General features: G+C 73.7%; 19 protein-coding genes. 8 read left to right on the top strand and 11 right to left on the bottom strand.

Annotated features, from left to right (window positions below; all coding sequences use genetic code 11):
• Positions 1 to 7: 7 nt before the first annotated feature.
• The gene (locus tag AC4H2S_RS16585; RefSeq protein ID WP_491498083.1) at positions 8 to 925 is read left to right on the top strand and encodes an NAD(P)/FAD-dependent oxidoreductase; all 918 of its coding nucleotides are present in this window, start codon (positions 8 to 10) and stop codon (positions 923 to 925) included.
• On the top strand, positions 918 to 1,529 hold the full coding sequence (locus AC4H2S_RS16580; RefSeq protein WP_491498082.1) for a histidine phosphatase family protein: 612 nt from the start codon (positions 918 to 920) through the stop codon (positions 1,527 to 1,529). Before AC4H2S_RS16585 ends, AC4H2S_RS16580 begins: the two co-directional genes overlap by 8 nt.
• Positions 1,530 to 1,544: 15 nt before the next feature.
• Here the strand turns inward: AC4H2S_RS16580 and AC4H2S_RS16575 are convergent, their stop codons facing one another.
• Both AC4H2S_RS16575 and nucS read right to left on the bottom strand, forming a co-directional pair.
• Positions 1,545 to 1,997, bottom strand: a complete 453-nt coding sequence (locus tag AC4H2S_RS16575) for a DUF952 domain-containing protein (protein ID WP_491498081.1) — start codon at positions 1,995 to 1,997, stop codon at positions 1,545 to 1,547.
• Positions 1,998 to 2,049: 52 nt separating this feature from the next.
• The gene (gene nucS / locus AC4H2S_RS16570) at positions 2,050 to 2,736 is read right to left on the bottom strand and encodes an endonuclease NucS (protein WP_491498080.1); all 687 of its coding nucleotides are present in this window, start codon (positions 2,734 to 2,736) and stop codon (positions 2,050 to 2,052) included.
• Positions 2,737 to 2,858: 122 nt separating this feature from the next.
• Between nucS and AC4H2S_RS16565 the strand changes: the two genes are divergently transcribed.
• Positions 2,859 to 4,652 carry a 3-hydroxyacyl-CoA dehydrogenase family protein gene (locus AC4H2S_RS16565; RefSeq protein ID WP_491498079.1) on the top strand — a complete coding sequence of 598 codons (1,794 nt, stop codon included), beginning with the start codon at positions 2,859 to 2,861 and terminating at the stop codon, positions 4,650 to 4,652.
• 13 nt (positions 4,653 to 4,665) lie between these two features.
• On the opposite strand, the gene AC4H2S_RS16560 is transcribed toward AC4H2S_RS16565, so the two are convergent.
• Both AC4H2S_RS16560 and AC4H2S_RS16555 read right to left on the bottom strand, forming a co-directional pair.
• Entirely contained in the window at positions 4,666 to 5,127 is a 462-nt protein-coding gene (locus tag AC4H2S_RS16560) for a VOC family protein (protein WP_491498078.1), read from the bottom strand.
• A 29-nt stretch (positions 5,128 to 5,156) separates the two neighbouring features.
• Positions 5,157 to 7,574, bottom strand: a complete 2,418-nt coding sequence (locus AC4H2S_RS16555; RefSeq protein WP_491498077.1) for a LuxR C-terminal-related transcriptional regulator — start codon at positions 7,572 to 7,574, stop codon at positions 5,157 to 5,159.
• 247 nt (positions 7,575 to 7,821) lie between these two features.
• Here AC4H2S_RS16555 and AC4H2S_RS16550 point away from each other — a divergent pair, with 247 nt between their 5' ends.
• On the top strand, positions 7,822 to 8,583 hold the full coding sequence (locus tag AC4H2S_RS16550) for a hypothetical protein (protein WP_491498076.1): 762 nt from the start codon (positions 7,822 to 7,824) through the stop codon (positions 8,581 to 8,583).
• A 75-nt stretch (positions 8,584 to 8,658) separates the two neighbouring features.
• Positions 8,659 to 9,426 (top strand): alpha/beta fold hydrolase, encoded by a 768-nt coding sequence (locus tag AC4H2S_RS16545; protein ID WP_491498075.1) that lies wholly within the window; start codon positions 8,659 to 8,661, stop codon positions 9,424 to 9,426.
• Positions 9,427 to 9,438: 12 nt separating this feature from the next.
• Here the strand turns inward: AC4H2S_RS16545 and AC4H2S_RS16540 are convergent, their stop codons facing one another.
• Positions 9,439 to 9,975, bottom strand: coding sequence for a CGNR zinc finger domain-containing protein (locus AC4H2S_RS16540; protein WP_491498074.1), 537 nt, complete (start codon positions 9,973 to 9,975; stop codon positions 9,439 to 9,441).
• Between the two features lie 38 nt (positions 9,976 to 10,013).
• On the opposite strand from AC4H2S_RS16540, the gene AC4H2S_RS16535 reads away from it, so the two are divergent.
• Positions 10,014 to 11,009 carry an EamA family transporter gene (locus tag AC4H2S_RS16535; protein WP_491498073.1) on the top strand — a complete coding sequence of 332 codons (996 nt, stop codon included), beginning with the start codon at positions 10,014 to 10,016 and terminating at the stop codon, positions 11,007 to 11,009.
• On the opposite strand, the gene AC4H2S_RS16530 is transcribed toward AC4H2S_RS16535, so the two are convergent.
• From AC4H2S_RS16530 to mce, 4 genes are all read right to left on the bottom strand, one after another.
• Entirely contained in the window at positions 10,987 to 12,207 is a 1,221-nt protein-coding gene (locus tag AC4H2S_RS16530) for an AI-2E family transporter (protein ID WP_491498072.1), read from the bottom strand. The two genes, AC4H2S_RS16535 and AC4H2S_RS16530, sit on opposite strands and share 23 nt — an antisense overlap.
• Positions 12,208 to 12,362: 155 nt before the next feature.
• Positions 12,363 to 13,757, bottom strand: a complete 1,395-nt coding sequence (locus tag AC4H2S_RS16525; protein ID WP_491498071.1) for a hypothetical protein — start codon at positions 13,755 to 13,757, stop codon at positions 12,363 to 12,365.
• Between the two features lie 153 nt (positions 13,758 to 13,910).
• Positions 13,911 to 15,251 (bottom strand): crotonyl-CoA carboxylase/reductase, encoded by a 1,341-nt coding sequence (ccrA, locus tag AC4H2S_RS16520; RefSeq protein WP_491498070.1) that lies wholly within the window; start codon positions 15,249 to 15,251, stop codon positions 13,911 to 13,913.
• A gap of 135 nt (positions 15,252 to 15,386) precedes the next feature.
• On the bottom strand, positions 15,387 to 15,851 hold the full coding sequence (mce, locus tag AC4H2S_RS16515; protein ID WP_491498069.1) for a methylmalonyl-CoA epimerase: 465 nt from the start codon (positions 15,849 to 15,851) through the stop codon (positions 15,387 to 15,389).
• Between the two features lie 150 nt (positions 15,852 to 16,001).
• Here mce and AC4H2S_RS16510 point away from each other — a divergent pair, with 150 nt between their 5' ends.
• Both AC4H2S_RS16510 and meaB read left to right on the top strand, forming a co-directional pair.
• Positions 16,002 to 17,192 carry an acetyl-CoA C-acetyltransferase gene (locus tag AC4H2S_RS16510; protein WP_491498068.1) on the top strand — a complete coding sequence of 397 codons (1,191 nt, stop codon included), beginning with the start codon at positions 16,002 to 16,004 and terminating at the stop codon, positions 17,190 to 17,192.
• Between the two features lie 36 nt (positions 17,193 to 17,228).
• Positions 17,229 to 18,185, top strand: coding sequence for a methylmalonyl Co-A mutase-associated GTPase MeaB (gene meaB / locus AC4H2S_RS16505; protein WP_491498067.1), 957 nt, complete (start codon positions 17,229 to 17,231; stop codon positions 18,183 to 18,185).
• A gap of 18 nt (positions 18,186 to 18,203) precedes the next feature.
• Here the strand turns inward: meaB and AC4H2S_RS16500 are convergent, their stop codons facing one another.
• Together AC4H2S_RS16500 and AC4H2S_RS16495 are read right to left on the bottom strand one after the other, a co-directional pair.
• A complete protein-coding gene (locus AC4H2S_RS16500) occupies positions 18,204 to 18,608 on the bottom strand; it encodes a hypothetical protein (RefSeq protein WP_491498066.1) in 405 nt (134 codons plus the stop codon).
• A gap of 234 nt (positions 18,609 to 18,842) precedes the next feature.
• A complete protein-coding gene (locus tag AC4H2S_RS16495; RefSeq protein ID WP_491498065.1) occupies positions 18,843 to 19,577 on the bottom strand; it encodes an SDR family oxidoreductase in 735 nt (244 codons plus the stop codon).
• Between the last annotated feature and the right edge of the window lie 9 nt (positions 19,578 to 19,586).

Here is a 19,586-nt window from a genome sequence, read left to right as displayed (position 1 = left end):
TGCGGCCATGCCCACCTCCCCGCGACGCGTTCTCGTGGTGGGGGCGGGCGTGGTCGGGCTGACCTGCGCGGTCCGCCTGCTCGAGGCCGGGCACCGCGTCGACGTGCTCGCGCGCGACCTGCCGCTCGAGACCACCTCGGCGATCGCCCCGGCCCTCTGGTGTCCCTCCCTCGCGCTGCCGCAGGACGGCGCGACGGGGTGGGCGGCGGCGTCCTACGACGCCTTCGCCGCCCTGGCCGCCGATGACCGGACGGGCGTGCGGATGCTCACCGGCACCGAGGTGCTGCGCGCCGCCCAGCCCGACCCGTGGTGGCGCGGCGCGGTGCCCGCGCTCGACCGGGAGACCGCGCTTCCCCCGGGATACGCCGACGGGTGGACCTTCGTGGGCCCCGTCGTCGACATGCCCGTCCTCCTGCCGTGGCTGGCCGCCCGCGTGGACTCCCTCGGCGGCACGCTGACCCGGATGAACCTCTCGGCCCTGCCCGACGACGGCAGCCTCGTGGTCAATGCCACCGGCCTCGGCGCGCGGCACTTCGGGGACGACGCCGACGTCCGCCCGGTGCGCGACCAGGTGGTCGTGGTCGAGCAGGTGGGGCTCGAGCGGTGGACGCTCGACGAGGCGGGGCCGACCTACGTGGTGCCGCGGGGGAGCGAGGTCGTCGTGGGGGGCACGGACGTCGAGGGGGAGTGGAGCCGGACGCCCGATCCCGCCGTCGCCGAGCAGGTCCTGCACCGTGCCGCCGCGCTCGTCCCGGCCCTCGAGGGCGCCCGGGTGCTGCGCCACAAGGTCGGCCTGCGACCGGCACGCCCCCGGGTCCGGCTGGAGCGGGTGGGCGACGTCATCCACTGCTACGGCCACGGCGGCGCCGGCGTGACGCTGTCCTGGGGCTGCGCCGACGACGTGGTGGGGCTCGCCGGTGACTGACCTGCAGTGTGCCGCGCGGGTGTTCGTGGCCCGGCACGGCGAGGCGGCCTACGAGAGCGAGCTGGTCAGCGACGCCGGCGGCTGGCTGACCCGGCGCGGGCGCGAGCAGTCGCGCGACCTCGCCGCCGGGCTGGCGGGCGAGCGGATCGCCGCGGTGTGGTCGAGCCCGATGGCGCGGGCCGTGCAGACGGCCGAGGTCGCCGCCGCCGCGCTCGGCGTCGACGTGGTCGTGCGCGAGGGGCTGCGGGAGCTCGGCGTGGGGCACGCGGCGGGGACGACCGGTGACCCCGACCCGTTCGCCGAGACGTTCGCCGCCTGGCTCGGCGGCGACCTGTCGGCCCGGGTCCCCGGCGCCGAGACGGGGCTGGAGGTGCTGGCCCGCTACGGCGCCGTCCTCGACGAGGTCGCCGACGCGCACCGCGGCGAGGCCGTGCTCGTGGTCAGCCACGGGGGCGCGACGTGCCTGGCGCTGCCGGTGCTGGCCCGCAACCTCGCGCCCGAGCACGCCCTGGACCTGCCGCTGGGCAACTGCGAGGTGGTCGCGCTGGAGGCCGACGCCGACGGCTGGGTCGCCAGGTCGTGGGCGGGGCGCACGCTCGGCTGACGACAGGTCCGTCGCTCAGCGCGTCACGCCGAGGGCCCACAACAGGGCTGCGATCGCGGCCATCACGAGCAGCGCGATCCCCATCCGCGCCGCCATCCCCTTCACCCACAGCGACATCAGGCTCTCGCTGCGCCCGCGCCGGTCGAGCGGGACGACGTCGACCACGGCCCGGCGGTCGACGGGTCCGTAGACGTGCGGATAGGTATCGTCGCCGACGGGCTCGACGCGTACCTCCGCCGAGGTCAGCCGCGCCGGGTCGATGGTGAGCAGGACGAGGTGCTCGCCGGCGTCGCGGTAGTAGCGGTCGAAGACGCCCTGCACCTGCTCGCGCCGGCTGGCGTGGATGAAGCCCTCCTCCTCGAGGCTGCGCCCGAGGGTCGAGGTCGTGTAGGTCCCGGTGTCCAGCGCCCGTCGCCAGTCGGCCGCCGTGGCGATGTGGAAGATGCGCTCGGGCGGGCTGGCGGTCACCGTGCGAGCGTAGCGACACGGCTGCGCAGTGAGCCTCCGAGCGGGGCCCGCGTCAGAAGAGCCGGTGCTCGGCGTCGTCCATCCCGCGCAGGGCGTCGTAGTCGACGAGGGCGCAGGCGATGCCGCGGTCGGTGGCCAGCACCCGGGCCTGCGGCTTGATCTCCTGCGCGGCGTAGATGCCGCGGACCGGACCCCGGCTGGTGAGCATCGGGTCGCGGTTGAGGAGCTCGAGGTAGCGGGTGAGCTGCTCGACGCCGTCGATCTCGCCGCGGCGCTTGATCTCCACCGCGACCGACAGGCCGTCGGCGTCGCGGCACATCAGGTCGACGGGACCGATGGCGGTCATGAACTCGCGGCGGACCAGGGTGAGGCCCTCGGCGAGCGTGGCGGGGTGCTCGGCCAGCAGCTCCTGGAGGTGCTTCTCGACGCCGTCCTTCTGCAGGCCGGGGTCGATGCCGAGGTCGTGCGAGCTGTCGTGCAGCACCTCGTCGATGAGGATGCGCAGGGTGTCGTCGGTCTTGGCGGCGCTCACCAGCCACTCGGCGCGACCGTCCTCGGCGACGCCCTCGCGCACGGTGCACGGCGGCGACATCCAGTTGAGTGGCTTGTAGGAGCCGCCGTCGGAGTGGATCAGCACGGAGCCGTCCGACTTCAGCATCAGCACCCGGGTGGCCAGCGGCAGGTGGGCGGTGAGCCGTCCGGCGTAGTCCACCTGGCAGCGCGCGACGACGATCCTCACGACCGGGGAATCTACCGTGCGAGCGTCGGGCGGGTGGGGGCGCTCCCCGGCGTCGGGCCGCGCGCGCCCCGCGTGACGCTTCCCACAGCCACGGGGGCCGGGCACCGTGGGAGCATGCGTGCATGATTGACACGCCCGTTCGCGAGTTCACCACCGTCGGCGTCATCGGCCTCGGCACCATGGGTGCCGGCATCGCCGAGGTGTTCGCCCGCAACGGCTACTCCGTCGTCGGCGTCGAGGTCACCGAGGCTGCCGTCCAGCGCGGACGCGAGCACCTCGAGCACTCCACCGCCCGGGCGGTGAAGCGGGAGAAGATGACGCCCGAGGAGCAGGCCGAGCTGCTGGGCCGCGTCACCCTGACCACCTCGATGGCCGACCTCGCCGACGCCGACCTCGTCGTCGAGGCCGTCGTGGAGTCGATCGAGCTGAAGAAGTCGATCTTCCGCGCGCTGGACGACGTCGTGCGCCCCGACGCCGTCCTGGCCACCAACACCTCGTCGCTGAGCGTCACCGAGATCTCGACGGCCAGCTCCCGGCCGGGCCGGGTCGTGGGCGTGCACTTCTTCAACCCCGCGCCGGTGCAGAACCTCGTCGAGATCGTCCGCACCGTGGTGACCGAGCCCGAGGTCCTGGAGAGCGTGCAGGACCTGCTGCGCAGCCTCGGCAAGAACCCGGTCGTGTGCGGCGACAAGGCCGGCTTCATCGCCAACACCCTGCTCTTCGGCTACCTCAACCACGCCGTCGCGATGTACGAGGGCAAGTACGCCTCGCGCGAGGACATCGACGCGGCGATGCGCTTCGGCTGCGGCTACCCGATGGGCCCCCTGGCGCTGCTCGACCTGATCGGCCTCGACACCGCCTACGAGATCCTGGACACGATGTACAAGCAGGGCCGCGACCGCCTGCACGCGCCCGCGCCGATCCTCAAGCAGTACGTCACCGCCGGCCTGCTGGGCCGCAAGTCGGGACGTGGCTTCTACACCTACGAGGCGCCCGACAGCCCGGTGGTCGTCGCGGACGCCCAGACCCCGAGCTCCGACGACAAGCCCCAGCTGCGCCGCGACGTCGAGCTCGTCGGCGTCGTCGGGACGGGCACGATGGCCTCGGGGATCGTGGAGGTCTTCGCCAAGGCGGGCTACGACGTGATCTTCACCGGCCGCGGGCAGGACAAGGTCGACGGGGTCGTCGCGGGCCTCACCAAGAGCTTCGACAAGCAGATCCAGCGGGGCCGGGCCACCGAGGAGCAGAAGGCCGAGGCCCTCGCCCGGGTGCGCGGCACCACCTCGCTCGACGACCTCAAGGACGTCGACCTCGTGGTCGAGGCCATCGCCGAGGACCTCGCGGTCAAGACCACCCTGTTCGAGAACCTCGACGAGATCTGCAAGCCGGGCGCGATCCTGGCCACGACCACCTCGTCGCTCCCGATCATCTCCATCGCCAAGGTGACCTCGCGTCCGCAGGACGTCATCGGCATGCACTTCTTCAACCCGGCGGCGGTCATGAAGCTGGTCGAGGTGGTCTCCACCGTCGCGACCGACGAGGCCGTCACCGAGACGGTGCTCGCGATCGCCGAGAAGGTCGGCAAGGTGCCGGTGCGCTGCGGCGACCGCTCCGGCTTCATCGTCAACGCACTGCTCTTCCCCTACCTCAACGACGCCGTGAAGATGCTGGAGGCGCACTACGCCACCGCCGACGACATCGACACCGCGATGAAGCAGGGCTGTGCGCTGCCGATGGGGCCGTTCGAGCTGCTCGACGTGGTGGGCAACGACGTGTCGCTGGCCATCCAGCGCGAGCTCTACCTGGAGTTCCGCGAGCCCGGCTTCGCCCCGGCCCCGCTGCTCGAGCACCTGGTCACCGCCGGCTACCTCGGACGCAAGACCGGCCGCGGCTTCCGCGACTACAGCAGTCGCTGACCCGTCCGGGGAGTCAGTCGAGGCAGAACTCGTTGCCCTCGGGGTCGGTCATCACGAGGTGACCCGCGTCCATCGGGGGAGACGGCTCGTGGCGCTCCACCCGGATCGCGCCGAGGGCCACGAGACGCTCGGCCTCGGCCTCCAGTGCGGCCATCCGCTCCTCGCCCTCGAGGCCGGGGGCGGCGCGCAGGTCGAGGTGGACGCGGTTCTTCGCCGTCTTGCCCTCGGGCACGCGCTGGAAGAACAGTCGCGGGCCCACGCCGTCGGGGTCCTGCGCCGCGGACGCGGAGTTCCACTCCGACTCGGGCACGCCGACGCCGCGCAGGAAGTCGTGCCAGGCCTCGAAGACGTCCTGGCCCGGCGCCGGCTCCTGCCCGGGCGGCGGTGGATTGACGTATCCCATCGCGTCGGCCCAGAAGCGGGAGAGCGTCTCGGGGTCGTGGGCGTCGAAGGTCACTTGGATGGTTCGGCTCATCCGGTCATCCTGCACCCGCCCACCGACAGTCAGCGGTTGTCGACGACGAGGGCCGCGAGCCGGGCCCGCGTGTTGATGTCGAGCTTGCGGTAGATGTGGGTCAGGTGCGCGTCGACGGTCCGCGGTGAGACGTAGAGCTCCTCGGCGATCTGCCGGCTCGTCAGGCCGTGCGCGACCCGGTCGGCGACCTGCCGCTCGGCGGCGGTCAGGGCGTCGAGCACCGAGGGGCGCGCGGACGGCGAGCCGACGAAGACGTCCGTCACCAGCGCGACGGCGTCCGCGGACAGGTCGTCGCCGTCGAGCCACTCCGCGGGCGGCCGGCTCGCGGGCACCACGTCGTAGTCGGCGGAGTAGCCCCAGCGCACCGCCATCCGCGGGCTGCGCAGGGCGAAGGCCGCGGCGGCGAGCAAGCGCGCTTCGGAGAGGTCGCGTGCGCGGGCCACGCCCGCGAGGCCGTCGAGCGCGTCGGCGGCGCGGAGGGGCAGGCGCATCGTGGCGCACTGCTCCAGCGCGGTGAGGTAGGTGGTGGTGGCCTGGTCGAGGTCGTCGAGCTCGACCAGCGCCCGCCCGAGCAGCAGCCGGGCGTCGACGCCGTCGCGTCCGAGCCGCGCCGAGTCGGCCAGCACGACGACGTCGGCGGCGAGCCCGGCGGCCTGGCGCGCGTCGCCCCGGGTCAGCAGGTCGCGCCCGTCCTGGGCCATCACGGGCAGCCGCACCGCCCACGGCAGGGTCTCGCGCACGACCTCGCTCGGCACCCACGTCGGGTCGAGCCCGCGCAGCAACGTCTCGGCGAGCAGCCCGACGCGGTCCTCGGCCAGCTCGCGCGCCTCGACGACGACCGCGCGGGTGCCGGCGACGGCCTCGGCGATGCGGCCCTGCTCGAGCGCGATGCGGGCCAGGATGGTGCGCGCGGAGAGGTCGATCCAGCGCTCGTCGCGCGTCGTACGAGCCGGCAGCGCGTCGGCCACGGCCTGGGTGGCCTCGGCGAAGCGGCCCTGCGAGGCGTAGAGGTCGGCCAGCGTGCGCGTGGCCTGCCGGCTGATCGACCCGTCGGGGTCGAGGTCGATGGCGCGCCTGGCCTCGGACTCCGCGCTCGCCAGGTCGCCGGCGTCGAGGTGCATCTCGGCGCGGATGGAGGCGGTCTTGGCGAGCTGCTCCTCGGGGCGGGGCGCGGAGGAGGCGTGCTGGTCGGCGCGCTCGAGCAGCCACAGTCCTTCGTAGGTGCCGCGCATCTCGGAGGCGGCGATGCCGGCGCGGCGGGCCACCTGCGCGCCGATGGCGGGCGGGCCGTCGCCGCTGGCCAGGGCGCCCTCGAGGATCTCGACGGCCTCGCGGGTGCGCATCGAGGTGTAGAGGGAGGAGAAGATGCGGTTGGCCACCGAGTAGCCCTCGGCGCGGGTCGCCGGGTCGGCGCACGCGGCGAGGACCGCCTGGCGCATCGCGGGCAGGTCGCCGAGCCACTCGGCGTCGGCCGCGCCGTAGTTGTCGTGGGCGGGCGCGTGCGCCTGGGCCCAGGCGAGCAGGCCCGTGCGGACCGCCGCCTCGTCGTCGGGGCCGGCGAGGGCGCGGGCCCGGCCGCGGATCGGCGACAGCATGTCGAAGCGACCCTGGCCGTCGACCTCGAGGAGGCTGCGGCGCACCAGGTTGCCCGCCAGCTCGGCGGCTTCGGGCACCGGCACGTCGAGCACCTGGGCGAGCACGCCCAGCCCGACGCGGAAGTCGAGCAGGCCGATGCGGCGCAGTGCGGTGGCGCTGGCGGGGTCGAGGAGGCCGTGGGCGGAGTCGACGGCCTGGTCGAGGCTCACGGTGGCCATCGCGTTGCTGAGGCCCACGAGCGCGGACTGCACCGCGACCTGCTCGATCAGCAGCGGCAGGCCGCCGGTCGCGCGCAGCAGGCGGCGTACCTCGGGCGCCTGCACGTCGAGGTCGACCCGCTGCCCCCCGGCCGAGCGGATGCGCCGCAGGAACAGCTCGACCGCAGGACCCTCGAGGGGTCCGCGCGTGGAGGGCACCGGCAACGGGCCGACCCGGACGACCGTCTCGGCGGGCTGGCCGGCGGTCGTCAGCGCCGTGACCACCACGCGCGCGTCGGTGGTGCCCTCCAGCACCGCCTGCAGCACCGGGCCCGCCCCGGTGGTGTCGAGGTCGAGCCCGTCGAGCACGAGCAGGCAGTCGCGGCCGTCGACCGCGCGACCCAGCGCGCCGACGAGGGAGTCGCCCGGGGCGGTCTCCGACTCCAGGCTCTCGAGTGCCGCCACGAGCACCTCGTCGAGCGTGCGCAGGGTGCGCGCGTCGACCCAGGAGGCGGGCACCCCGGCGGCCGCGTGGCGCACCAGCAGGGTCTTGCCGCTGCCGGGCGGGCCGACGACCGTGACCCACCGCGACTCCGCGAGCGCCTCCGTCAGTGCGCGCTGGACGTCGTCGCGACCGAGACAGGGGGACAGCACAGGAACGAATCTATCGCCCCGGAGGGCCCGAGTTACGTAGGACTACGGATGCCGGGTCGGGCGCCGTCGCGGGAGTGTTGTCCTACGCCGAGGGGACGGGGCCGCGCGAGGGGATGGCCCCGCCGCCCACCGGCCGCTTGTCAGGGCAGGTCGCACACCGTCGGGGGTCGGTGGGCGACCTGCCCTCGCAGGTTCCGGGGGTCGGATCCGGCTCCGGCACGTTGTCGCCGCTGCGTACGCTGGGGGCATGGAACTCGTGCTCGTGCTGGTCGTCCTCGGCGGGCTCACGGCGGTCGCCGTCGCCGCGGGCCGCACCGGCAAGAAGCGTGAGCTTGCCCGCGCCGAGGCCGAGGTCGCACCGGTGCGGAAGCTCGCCGAGGAGGACGTCACCGCCCTCGGGGTGGAGCTGCAGGACCTGGACATCGACCTGGCAGGTGAGCCCCTCGACGCCGGCGCCAACGCCGACTACCAGCGCGCGCTCGACTCCTACGAGTCGGCCAAGACGGCGGCCGCCGCACTCACCCGGCCCGACGAGGTCAAGCACGTCACCGAGATCCTCGAGGACGGCCGCTACGCGATGGCCTGCGTGCGAGCGCGGGTCGCGGGCGAGCCGCTTCCCCAGCGCCGCCCGCCGTGCTTCTTCGACCCCCGGCACGGCCTCTCCCTGGCCGACGTGCCGTGGACCCCGCCCGGCGGCACCACGCGCGACGTGCCGGCCTGCGCGCTCGACATCGAGCGCGTGCGGGCCGGGGCCGAGCCCGACATCCGCAAGGTGATGGTCGGCTCGCGCCGGGTGCCCTACTGGCAGGGCGGCCGCGCCTACCAGCCCTACGCCCAGGGCTACTTCGGGACCTTCTCGCCGATGGACTGGATGTTCATGGGCATGCTCTTCGGGGGCGGGTTCGACGGGCTGGGCGAGGGCATCGGGGCGATCGGGGAGGGCATCGGCGACCTGTTCGGCGGCATCGGCGACGGCATCGGCGACCTCTTCGACGGCTTCGACTTCTGAGCCGGGCCAGCCACCCGCCCCGACCGGCGACGGGTCGGTGCCGGGCGCGTCAGCCCGGTGCGTCAGGATGGCGGCGTGAGCCTGCACCGCACCGAGCTCGGTGAGTCCGGACCCCGCGTCGTGTTCTGCCACGGGCTGTTCGGCCAGGGCAGGAACTGGACGCAGGTCGCCAAGGCGCTCAGCGCCGACCACCGCGTCGTGCTGCTCGACATGCCCAACCACGGGCGGTCGCCGTGGACCGAGCGCTTCGACTTCCTCGAGCTCTCCGACCTCGTCGCCGCCGAGCTGGGTGACGAGCCGGTCGCCCTGGTCGGGCACTCGATGGGCGGTAAGATCGCGATGTGCGTGGCCCTGCGGCGCCCCGAGCTCGTCGACCGGCTGGTCGTGGTCGACATCGCCCCGGTGGAGTACGAGAGCGGGCGGGAGTTCGTCGGCTACATCGAGACGATGCGTGGGCTCGACCTGGGCTCCCTCGAGCGTCGCGAGCAGGCGGAGGCCGCCCTGGCGGAGGCGGTGCCCAACCCGACCGTGCGCGGCTTCCTGCTGCAGAACCTCCGTCGCACCGACGACGGCTGGCACTGGCAGGTCAACCTCGACCTGCTGGGCGAGCACATGGACCAGCTCGTCGGCTGGCCCGGCGAGGAGCTCGGCGACGCGACGTACGACGGCCCCGTGCTGTGGGTCGGCGGGGCACGCTCGGACTACATCTCCGACGAGTACGCCGCCGAGATGGACCGCCGGTTCCCGCGCAACCGCCGGGTCCTGGTCAAGGGCGCCGGGCACTGGGTGCACTCCGAGCAGCCGGAGGTCTTCCTCGAGGTGCTGCGGCGCTTCCTCGACTGACGTCGGCGCGGCTCAGCTGCGCCGGCGCGCCCGGTAGGCGGCGACGGCCTCGCGGTTGCCGCAGGTGGTCGAGCAGTAGCGGCGGGACCGGTTGCGCGAGAGGTCGAGCACCACGTCGTCGCAGTCGTCGGCCGCGCACGTGGCCAGGCGCGACATCTCGTCGGCGCGGATCACGTCGACCATCGCCATCGCCGTCTCGACGACCACCCGCTCGTCGAGGGGGCGGTCGGGGTCGACGGCGTGCAGGTGCCAGTCCCAGTCGCCGTGCCGCTGCAGCTGGGGCAGCGCCCCGGCCCGGGCCAGCATGTCGTTGACGATGGCCGCGGCCCGGTCGCGCTCGGCGAGCAGCAGGGTCCGCAGCGCGGGACGCAGGCCACGCACGGCCTCCAGCTCGGCGGTGGTCGCGTCGTGGCGCCCCGTGTAGGTCCACCGGGTGAGGAAGGCCGACAGGTCGTCGATCGAGCCGAGGGGCTCGCCGGGCTCGTCGGTCGAGTTGACGAGCGCGACGGCCGCCCGGAGCGCGGCGTCCGTGTCATCGGTGAAGAGCACGTTGACACATTACAGCCACCGCACCTACCGTCATGGGTGTGACGGCTTTGACCCATGACACCCGATCGTCCCGGACCGCTGCGGGCCTCTCCCTGGCGGTCGCGTCGGCCCTCACCTTCGGTCTCTCCGGCGCCCTCGCCCGCGGCCTGCTCGACACCGGGTGGAGTGCCGGCGCGGCGGTCACGCTGCGCACCGCGATCGCTGCGCTCGTCCTGCTGGTGCCGGGCGTGCTGGCGCTGCGCGGGCGCCTCCACGTGCTCCGGGCCAACGCCGGGCTCGTCACCGTCTACGGCATCACGGCGGTCGCCGGCGCCCAGCTGTGCTACTTCTACGCCGTCACCTACATGCAGGTCAGCGTGGCGCTGCTGCTGGAGTACACCGCCCCGGTCGCCGTGGTCGTCTGGCTCTGGGTGCGCCACGGCCACCGCCCCTCGGGGCTGACCGTGCTCGGCGCCGCGCTCGCCGCCGCCGGGCTGGTGCTCGTGCTGGACGTCGTCTCGGGCGCCGAGCTGAGCACGGCCGGGGTGCTGTGGGCGCTCGGTGCCATGGTCGGTGCGGCGAGCTACTTCGTCATCTCCGCCGACGAGGGCAACGGGCTCCCGGGCATCAGCCTCGCCGCGGGCGGGCTGTTCGTGGCGACCGCGGTCCTCGGCGCGGCCGGCGCGGTGGGCGTCCTGCCGTTCCGCACGTCGGCGGCCGACGCGGCCTACGCCGGCTTCTCGGTGCCGTGGTGGGCCACCGTCCTGGCGCTGGGCCTGGTGACCGCCGCGTTCGCCTACGTCACCGGCATCGAGGCCGGGCGCCGGCTCGGGAGCCGGCTGGCGTCGTTCGTCGCGCTCGGCGAGGTCCTCTCGGCGGTCGTGTGGGCGTGGCTGATCCTCGACGAGCTGCCGCGACCGGTGCAGCTCGCCGGCGGGCTGCTCGTGCTGGCCGGCGTGGTCGTGGTCAAGCTGGGGGAGGAGCGGGCGCCACTGGTGGCGGAGCCGCTCTCGGAGCCCGGCAGCGACCCCGTCAGCGGGCGTCCTGCCGCCTGAGGATGACCTCGCGGTGCAGCAGGAGCAGCGCCGCGGCGACCGGGACGGCCAGCAGCGCGCCCACGACGCCCATCAGCGACCCGCCCACCAGGGCCGCGACCACGGTGACCGAGCCCGGCAGGTCGACCGACCTCTTCATGATGCGCGGGTAGATCACGTAGGACTCGAACTGCTGGTAGGCCAGGTAGTAGACCAGCGCCACCAGGGCGACCGTGGGCGAGATCGTCAGGCCGAGCGCCGTCATGATCACGCCGGACACGAAGGCGCCGACGATCGGGATGAGCGAGAACAGGCCCACGACGAAGGCCAGCGCGAAGGCGTAGTCGCCCAGCCCGATGAGGGAGGCGAACACCAGCGTGCTGATGCCCGCGCACAGGGCGACGAAGAAGGCACCCGCGACGTATGCCCCCGTCGAGCGGATGATGCTGTCGCCCAGCTCGCTGACGCGCCGGCGCCGCGACGCCGGGGCCAGCGAGTAGGCCGCGTGCTTGATGCTCGGCAGCGAGGCCAGGAAGTAGATCATGAGCACGAGGACGATGAGGCTGTTGGTGACCACCGAGAGCACCCGCAGCCCGACGCCGAGCGCGCCGCCGAAGACGCGCTGGCCGAAGTCCCGGTTCTGGATGTAGTCGCGCACCTTGGCGATCACGTCGTACTTGTCGTCGAGCTTCTGCACCTGGGCGTTGGACTGCAGGTCGTCGAGCCAGCCGGGCGCGCTGCGGGTGATCGCGGCGATCTGCTCGCTGATCACCGGCGCGACGGCGACGACGAAGAGGGCGAGCACGCCGAGCACGACGACGAGGACGAGGAGCACCGAGAGCCCGCGCCGCACGCCGCGCCGCATGAAGAACTCGACCGTGGGGTTGAGGCCGATCGCCAGGAACATCGACATCACCAGCAGCACCAGGATCGAGGAGATGCTGAGCAGCTGCTGGCTGAGGAAGATCGCGACGAGCGCGCCGAGCGCGCCGAAGAACCCGAGGTTGAAGGGGGAGTGCCGCAGCAGGACGGGCGAGCGCGCCGGCTCGGCCGGGACGTAGGGCACGTCGACCTCCTCGTCGACGACGAGGGCGGTGGCGTCGTCGATCCGGTCGGCGATCCCGACGGCCGAGCGCGCCGAGTCCTCGGCGGACTCGGCGGCGGACTCGGCGGCCGCCTCGGCACGATCGGCGTCGTCGGAGGCCTTCTCGACCGCCACGTCCAGGGACGTCGCGGCCCCGGGGGTGCCGGACGTCCCTGCGCCTGCCGGACGCCCGGGCGTGCCCGTCGTCCCTGCGCCTGCGGGACCGGGTGCCGAGCCGTCCGACGAGCTCGACGGCTCGGAGACCAGCGCCCGCAGCCGGTCGCCCCAGCTCAGGATTCGTCCTCGGCGAAGCCCGCGACCACGTCACGCAGGGCACCGAGCTGCGCGGTGATCGCGTCGCGACGCTTGGCGGCGCGGTCGACCTCGGCCTGGATGTTGGCCAGCTCCCGCTCCGCCTGGGCGATGCGGGTCGCGCCGATCGAGTCGGCCTGGGTGCGGGCCGAGGCGACGATCTGCTCGGCCTCGCGCCGGGCGCGGGAGAGCAGGCCCTCGGATTCGGACTGGGCCTGCTGGCGGTGGGCGGTGGCCTGGGCCGTCGCCTCGCGCGCCCGCTGCTCGGCGGCGTTGGCGCGGGCCTCGGCCTCGGCGACCAGGCGCTGGGTCTCGGCGGTGGCGTTGCTGTGGTGCTCGGCGGCCTCGCGGGCGAGGCGCTCCTTCTCCACCGCCAGGGTGCGCCGCGCCTCCTGGACCTCGCGGTCGGCGGCGGCGCGGGCCTGCTCGGCCTCGCGGGTCGCCGTCACCCGCATCTCGTTGGTCTCCTGCTGCGCGGCGAGGCGGATCTGGTCGGCCTCGCGCCGGGCGGACGCGAGGAGGTCGTCGGCCTCGGCCCTGGCGAGGGCGCGCTCGGTCTCGGCATCGGTGGTGAGGCGCGAGCGCATCTCGTCGAGCTCCTTGAGCTGCACCATCCGCATGTCGTCGGCCTCGCGGGCCGCGTCGGCCCGGATGCTGTGGGCGTCGCGCTCGGCCTGCGTGCGGATCTCGTCGGCCTCGCGACGGGCGGCGGCGCGTACGTCGGCCGCCTCGTCCTCGGCCATCTTGAGCATCGAGGTCGCCCGGCCGCCCAGCCCGGCGTAGGTCGGGTTGGCGTTCTCCGCGACCTCGACCCGCAAGCGCTCGAGCTCGGCCTCGAGCTCGATGACCTGCTGCTCGCTGCTGGCCAGGCTGGTGGCCAGGCCGGTCTTCTCGCTCAGGAGCTGGCCCAGGCGCTGGTCGACGGCCGCCCTGTCGTAGCCGCCGCGCCGCACCACCGGCAGCGGAGCCGCCGCCGGCGCGGGCACCGGGGGGACCTGGGCGGCCGGCGGGACCACGGGCGCGCGCCGGGTCGTCTCGGCCGGCGGCACGGGGGCCGCCGCGCGGACGGGCTGGGTGGCCGGCGGGGTGGCCGGCTGCGTGGCTCTCGGGGTGGCCCTCGGGGTGGCGGGCTGGCTCGCCGGCGGGGTGTCCCGCGGGGTCGCCGGCACGGCTGCGGTGGCCGCCTGCGGTGCCTCGGTGGACGGGGCGGGGCGTGGCTGGTCCTTCGGCGTCACCGGGAGGACCTGGGTCTCCTCGGCCGCGGCGGAGTCCGGGGTCGTGCGACCCTCGGTGCCGTCGGGGCCGGAAGTGGTGGCCTTGTCGTCGGCGGACTCCGGCTCGTCGAAGATGGACAGGCCCTGGTCGGAAGCCATGCTGCGGCACCCACTCTCACGTCGTACGGACTGCGTCTCGGCCAGTCTCTCCGATGGGTCCACAAGTTCACACCCCGGCTCGCGGGCGACCGGGATCTGGTCGGCGAACCGGGGTGTGACGACGCTCGCAGGCCGCGCGGGCGCGGCGGCGGCTCAGACGCCGCGGAAGCGGTTGATCGCGGTCTCGTGCTGGGCGCGCATCTCGTGGTCGAGCACGCCGAGGCCCTCCTCGGGGGCCAGGCACAGCACGCCGACCTTGCCCTGGTGGGCGTTCTGGTGGACGTCGAGGGCCGCCTGGCCGACCTCGTCGAGGGTGTAGGTCCTCGACAGGGTGGGGTGGATCTTGCCCTTGGCGATGAGGCGGTTGGCCTCCCACGACTCGCGGTAGTTGGCGAAGTGGCTGGAGATGATGCGCTTGAGGTTCATCCACAGGTAGCGGTTGTCGTACTCGTGCATGTAGCCCGAGGTGGACGCGCAGGTGGTGATGGTGCCGCCCTTGCGGGTCACGAAGACGGAGGCGCCGAAGGTCTCGCGGCCGGGGTGCTCGAAGACGATGTCGATGTCCTCGCCGCCGGTGAGCTCGCGGATGCGGGCACCGAAGCGCTTCCACTCCCGCGGGTCCTGCTGGGTGCCCTCGTCGTTCCAGAACTTGTAGGCCTCCTCGGAGCGGTTGATGATCAGCTCCGCGCCCATGCTGCGGGCGATGGCGGCCTTCTCCTCGTTGGAGACCACGCACACCGGGGTGGCGCCGCCGTTGAGGGCGTACTGCGTCGCGAACCCGCCGAGACCGCCGGAGGCGCCCCAGATCAGGACGTTGTCGCCCTGCTTCATGTCGCCGCCGTTCTTGCTGACGAGCTGGCGGTAGGCGGTGCAGTTGACCAGGCCGGGGGAGGCGGCCTCCTCCCAGGTGAGGTGCTCCGGCTTGGGCATGAGCTGGTTGGCCTTGACCATCGCCACGTCGGCCAGGCCGCCGAAGTTGGTCTCGAAGCCCCAGATCCGCTGCTCGGTGTCGAGCATCGTGTCGTTGTGGCCGTCCGGGCCCTCGAGCTCGACGGAGAGGCAGTGGGCCACCACGCGGTCGCCGGGCTTCCACTTGGTGACGCCGGGCCCGGTCTTGAGCACGACGCCGGACAGGTCGGAGCCCACCACGTGGTAGGGCAGGTCGTGGCGCCGGGTCAGCTCGCTGTTGCGGCCGTAGCGCTCGAGGAACCCGAAGGTGGAGACGGGCTCGAAGATCGACGTCCACACGGTGTTGTAGTTGATGGCGCTGGCCATCACGGCCACGAAGGCCTCACCGGGCCCGAGCTCGGGCAGCGGCACGTCCTCGACGTGGAGCGACGCGCGCGGGTCCTTGTCCTTCGACGCCACCCCCTCGAACATGTCGACCTCGTCCTTCTTGACGAAGGCCGCGCGGTAGGACTCCGGGAGCTCGAGGTTGGCGAAGTCCTCCGCCGTCGCGCTGCCGGACTGGATGGCGTCGAGGATGTGGTGCACGGGTGTCTCCTGGTGCGGCATCGGGGGGACGAGTGCCGGGCACGATACCGGCGAGTAACCATCGGTGGTCAGTGGTGTGACGTACGTCGCTGCTGGGCCCGGTGGGGCGCGCAGTGAGGTGGGTGGGCTGGGTCCTCAGTGGGCGGACGACGCGGGCTCGACGAGCTCGACGAGCACGCCCCCCGCGTCCTTGGGGTGGATGAAGTTGACCCGGCTGTTGGAGGTGCCGCGCCGCGGCGCGTCGTAGAGCAGGCGCAGCCCGCGCTCGCGCAGGACGCCCGCCACGTGCTCCACGTCGTCGACGCGGAAGGCGAGCTGCTGGATCCCCTGGCCGTTGCGGTCGAGGAACTTCGCGATCGTGGACTCGGGGGTCAGCGGGGCGAGCAGCTGGATGCACGAGCTGGAGTCGCCGACCCCGACCATCGCCTCGCGCACGCCCTGCTCCTCGTTGACCTCCTCGTGGAGGACCTCCATGCCGTAGGTGTCGCGGTAGAAGGCCATCGCCGCGTCGAGGTCGGGCACGGCGATGCCCACGTGGTCGATGGCGGTGAACAGGTGCCGGACGTCACCGAGGGTCTGGCTGGGCAGGTCGGGGCTCATGGGCACATCGTGGCCGACCCGGCGCCTGCGGGCGAGGGGGTGTGACGCGTGCCTCACGCGACGGCGGGACCACACCCTCCCGGCGCCGTCGCCGAGGTGGGTAGGGTCCGAAGGAGCAGCACCTCGATCCTTTCGACTGGAGGCACCTCAATGTCCGGATCCGTCATCGTCGCCGGGGCCCGCACCCCGATCGGCCGCCTGCTCGGCGGGCTGAAGGACCTCACCGCCGCCGACCTCGGCGGGGTCGCCATCAAGGGCGCGCTCGAGAAGGCCGGTGTCACCGGCGACCAGGTCGACTACGTGATCATGGGCCAGGTCATCCAGGCCGGCGCCGGGCAGAATCCGGCCCGCGTGGCCGCGGTGAAGGGCGGGGTCCCGATGGACGTCCCCTCGATCACCATCAACAAGGTGTGCCTCTCGGGCCTCAACGCCATCGCGCTGGCCGACCAGCTCGTCCGGGCGGGCGAGTGCGAGATCGTGGTCGCGGGCGGCATGGAGTCGATGACCAACGCGCCCCACTTCCTGCCCAAGTCGCGCGAGGGCGTGAAGTTCGGCGACGTCTCGCTCGTCGACTCGATGGCCTACGACGCGCTGTTCGACCAGTTCACCTCCCAGGCGATGGGCCTGCTCACCGAGGAGTGCAACGCCGCCGGCGCCAACCTCACCCGCGAGGAGCAGGACACCTTCGCCGCGTACTCGCACCAGAAGGCCGCCGTCGCCTGGAAGAACGGCGTCTTCGCCGACGAGGTGGTGCCGGTCGAGGTCCCGCAGCGCCGGGGCGAGCCGGTCGTGGTCGCCGAGGACGAGGGCGTGCGCGGCGACACCACCGTCGAGTCGCTGGGCAAGCTGCGGCCCGCCTTCTCCAAGGAGGGCACCGTCACGGCGGGCTCGGCCTCGCAGATCTCCGACGGCGCGGCCGCGGTGGTCGTGATGAGCAAGGCGAAGGCCGAGGAGCTCGGCCTGACCTGGCTCGCCGAGATCGGCGCGCACGGCCAGGTCGCCGGCCCCGACTCGACCCTCCAGCTGCAGCCGGCCGCCGCCACCGCGAAGGCCTGCGAGAAGGAGGGCATCTCGCCGACCGACCTCGACCTCGTGGAGTTCAACGAGGCCTTCGCCGCCGTCGGGATCTCGTCGGCTCGCGAGCTCGGCATCGACGACGCCAAGGTCAACGTCAACGGCGGAGCGATCGCCCTCGGCCACCCGGTGGGCATGTCCGGCACCCGGGTCGTGCTCACCCTCGCGCTGGAGCTCCAGCGCCGCGGCGGGGGCGTCGGCGCGGCCGCGCTGTGCGGCGGCGGTGGCCAGGGCGACGCCCTGATCGTCCGGGTCCCCTCTGCCTGAGCGGAGCGACGCGGGGGAGAAGGCGTGTCCGGCGGCATGACGAGGCGCGGCGCCGCGGCGGTGCCCGACCTCGTCGACCGGGCACGCCGGGGCGACCCTGCCGCGGTCGCTCGGCTGATCACCCTCGTCGAGGACGCCTCCCCGCTGCTGCGGGAGGTGATGTCGGCGCTCGGACCGCACGCCGGGCGCGCCCACGTGCTGGGCATCACCGGCGCTCCGGGCGTCGGGAAGTCGACCACGACCAACGCGCTCGTCACCGGGATGAGGCGCTCGGGCAGGCGCGTCGGCGTCCTGGCCATCGACCCCTCGTCGCCGTTCTCCGGCGGGGCGCTGCTCGGCGACCGGGTCCGGATGGGCGACCACGCCCTCGACCCCGACGTCTACATCCGCTCGATGGGCGCCCGCGGGCACCTCGGCGGGCTGGCCTGGTCGACGCCGCAGGCCGTCCGCGTCCTCGACGCCGCCGGGTGCGACGTGGTGGTCGTGGAGACCGTCGGCGTCGGGCAGAGCGAGGTCGAGGTGGCCGGGCTGGCCGACACGACGCTCGTGCTGCTCGCGCCGGGGATGGGTGACGGGATCCAGGCCGCGAAGGCGGGGATCCTGGAGGTCGGCGACGTGTACGCCGTCAACAAGGCCGACCGTGAGGGGGCCGACCGCACGCGTCGCGAGCTGCGCACCATGCTGTCGATGGGCGAGCGTCGCGACGGCGCGTGGCGTCCGCCGGTGGTCCAGACGGTGGCGAGCACCGGCGAGGGGATCGACGCGCTGCTCGGCGAGGTCGACCGCCACGCCGCATGGCTCGCGGAGTCGGGCGAGCTCGCCCGCCGTCGTACGCTCCGTGCCCGGCACGAGGTCGAGGCGATCGCGCTCGCCGCGCTCCGGGAGCGCTGGGGCCGCACCGAGGCCGGAGCCGAGCTCGACGTCCTCGCCCGGCGGGTGGTCGCGGGCGAGGTGGATCCCTACGCGGCGGCCGACGAGCTGCTGGCCGACTGAGCCGGACCCGGCCGCGGCTCAGGCGTCGGAGGCCGACAGGGCCTGGTGGATGTCGTCGGCCAGGCGACGGGTCCAGGCACCGAGCACCTGGCGGCTCACGCCCTGGGCCGTGACGGTGAGCAGGTGCGCCGAGCGCCCCGGTGCGGGCACCGACGCGATCACGGTGTGGCGCGGACCCGAGGTGTGCTCGACCGTCTCCACCGTCGCGGGGTCGCCCGGAGCCGGGCGCGCGGCGAAGGTGGCACGGCTGCGGTGCGCCATCCTCGCGGCGTCGGGCCGGCTGAGGCCGTGCGCCGCCACCGGCTCGCCGGCGTCGGTGGCCAGGAGCGCCGACGACGGGCCCTCGATGGAGCCGAGCACGTCCACGAGCGAGGTCCAGAGGGGGTGGACCGGGGAGTCGGCGCCCGGTGGCTGAGCGTGCACCCGCCCCTGCCGACGTCGGGCGGACCGGGCAGTCCACGCGATCCCTCTGCCGCGGGTGTACGGGGCGATCAGCTCAGCAGTCAAGGGGAGTCCTTCCGAACGAGGGCGCGACCGACCCGAGACGGCGGCGACGAGAGTTGTGGATCTCGTGTTGCTTCCGTGTGCACGGAATGTATTGATCCGCGGTGGGTCCCGTGGCCGAATACCGGATCCTTTGCCGGAGCCGGTCCGGAGTCAGCTGATCCGCAGGGTCTGGCCGGTGATGCGCGCGGCCGCGCTGCTGGCCAGGAAGAGCGTCGCGTCGACGACGGCGTCGGCGACCCGCGGCGCGCGGGCCCGCACGAGCGTGCCGCCGGCGGCCCGGCTGCCGCCGACGGGCGCGGGACCGGGAGCGTACTGGCGGGGCAGCACCGACGGCACCGACGGCAGCACGGCGTTGACGCGCACACCGAGGCCGGCCCAGTTGTGGCCGGCGCGGGCCGTCGTCTCGACGAGGTCGCGACGGGCCGCCTCCGGGGTGCCGGAGAGCTGCAGCCAGCTCGTCACGGCTCCCGTGTGGACGACGCACCCGCCGCCCAGGGCCGGGCTCTGCCCGAGCTTGAGCCGCAGCCGCGTGGTGAGGAACGTCGGACCGAGCAGCCCCGACCGGACGGCCTGGGCGATGAACGCCTGCTCGTCGGCGGGCAGGCCGTAGGGGAGGGTGCAGGACGCCGCCAGCACCAGGACGTCGATGTGGGTGATCGACCCGGCGAGGTGGTCGATGGAGTCCTGGCGGGCGAGGTTGACCGACTCGTAGTCGAACGCCGAGAGGTCGCTGTCGTAGAGCGAGCGCAGCATCATCGTGCCGGTCACGGTCACGGACGCGCCGGAGGAGGCGAAGGCCGAGGCGATGGCGTGCCCCTCACCGCGCGTGCCACCGACGACCAGCACCTGGTAGCCGGCGAAGTCGTACGACCCGGATGTCGTCATGCCCGTCGC

This window comes from Nocardioides sp. Z13_37 (genome assembly GCF_058355585.1).
The sequence above is the reverse complement of the archived record's forward strand: the minus strand, read 5'-3'. Positions and strand labels throughout refer to the sequence as shown.

Excerpts from the sequence above, each read along its gene's own strand:
- AC4H2S_RS16585 (WP_491498083.1), top strand. The coding sequence starts at position 8 with ATGCCCACCTCCCCGCGACGCGTTCTCGTGGTGGGGGCGGGCGTGGTC.
- AC4H2S_RS16565 (WP_491498079.1), top strand. The coding sequence starts at position 2,859 with ATGATTGACACGCCCGTTCGCGAGTTCACCACCGTCGGCGTCATCGGC.
- AC4H2S_RS16560 (WP_491498078.1), bottom strand. The coding sequence starts at position 5,127 with ATGAGCCGAACCATCCAAGTGACCTTCGACGCCCACGACCCCGAGACG.
- AC4H2S_RS16550 (WP_491498076.1), top strand. The coding sequence starts at position 7,822 with ATGGAACTCGTGCTCGTGCTGGTCGTCCTCGGCGGGCTCACGGCGGTC.
- AC4H2S_RS16525 (WP_491498071.1), bottom strand. The coding sequence starts at position 13,757 with ATGGCTTCCGACCAGGGCCTGTCCATCTTCGACGAGCCGGAGTCCGCC.
- mce (WP_491498069.1), bottom strand. The coding sequence starts at position 15,851 with ATGAGCCCCGACCTGCCCAGCCAGACCCTCGGTGACGTCCGGCACCTG.
- AC4H2S_RS16510 (WP_491498068.1), top strand. The coding sequence starts at position 16,002 with ATGTCCGGATCCGTCATCGTCGCCGGGGCCCGCACCCCGATCGGCCGC.
- meaB (WP_491498067.1), top strand. The coding sequence starts at position 17,229 with ATGACGAGGCGCGGCGCCGCGGCGGTGCCCGACCTCGTCGACCGGGCA.
- AC4H2S_RS16495 (WP_491498065.1), bottom strand. The coding sequence starts at position 19,577 with ATGACGACATCCGGGTCGTACGACTTCGCCGGCTACCAGGTGCTGGTC.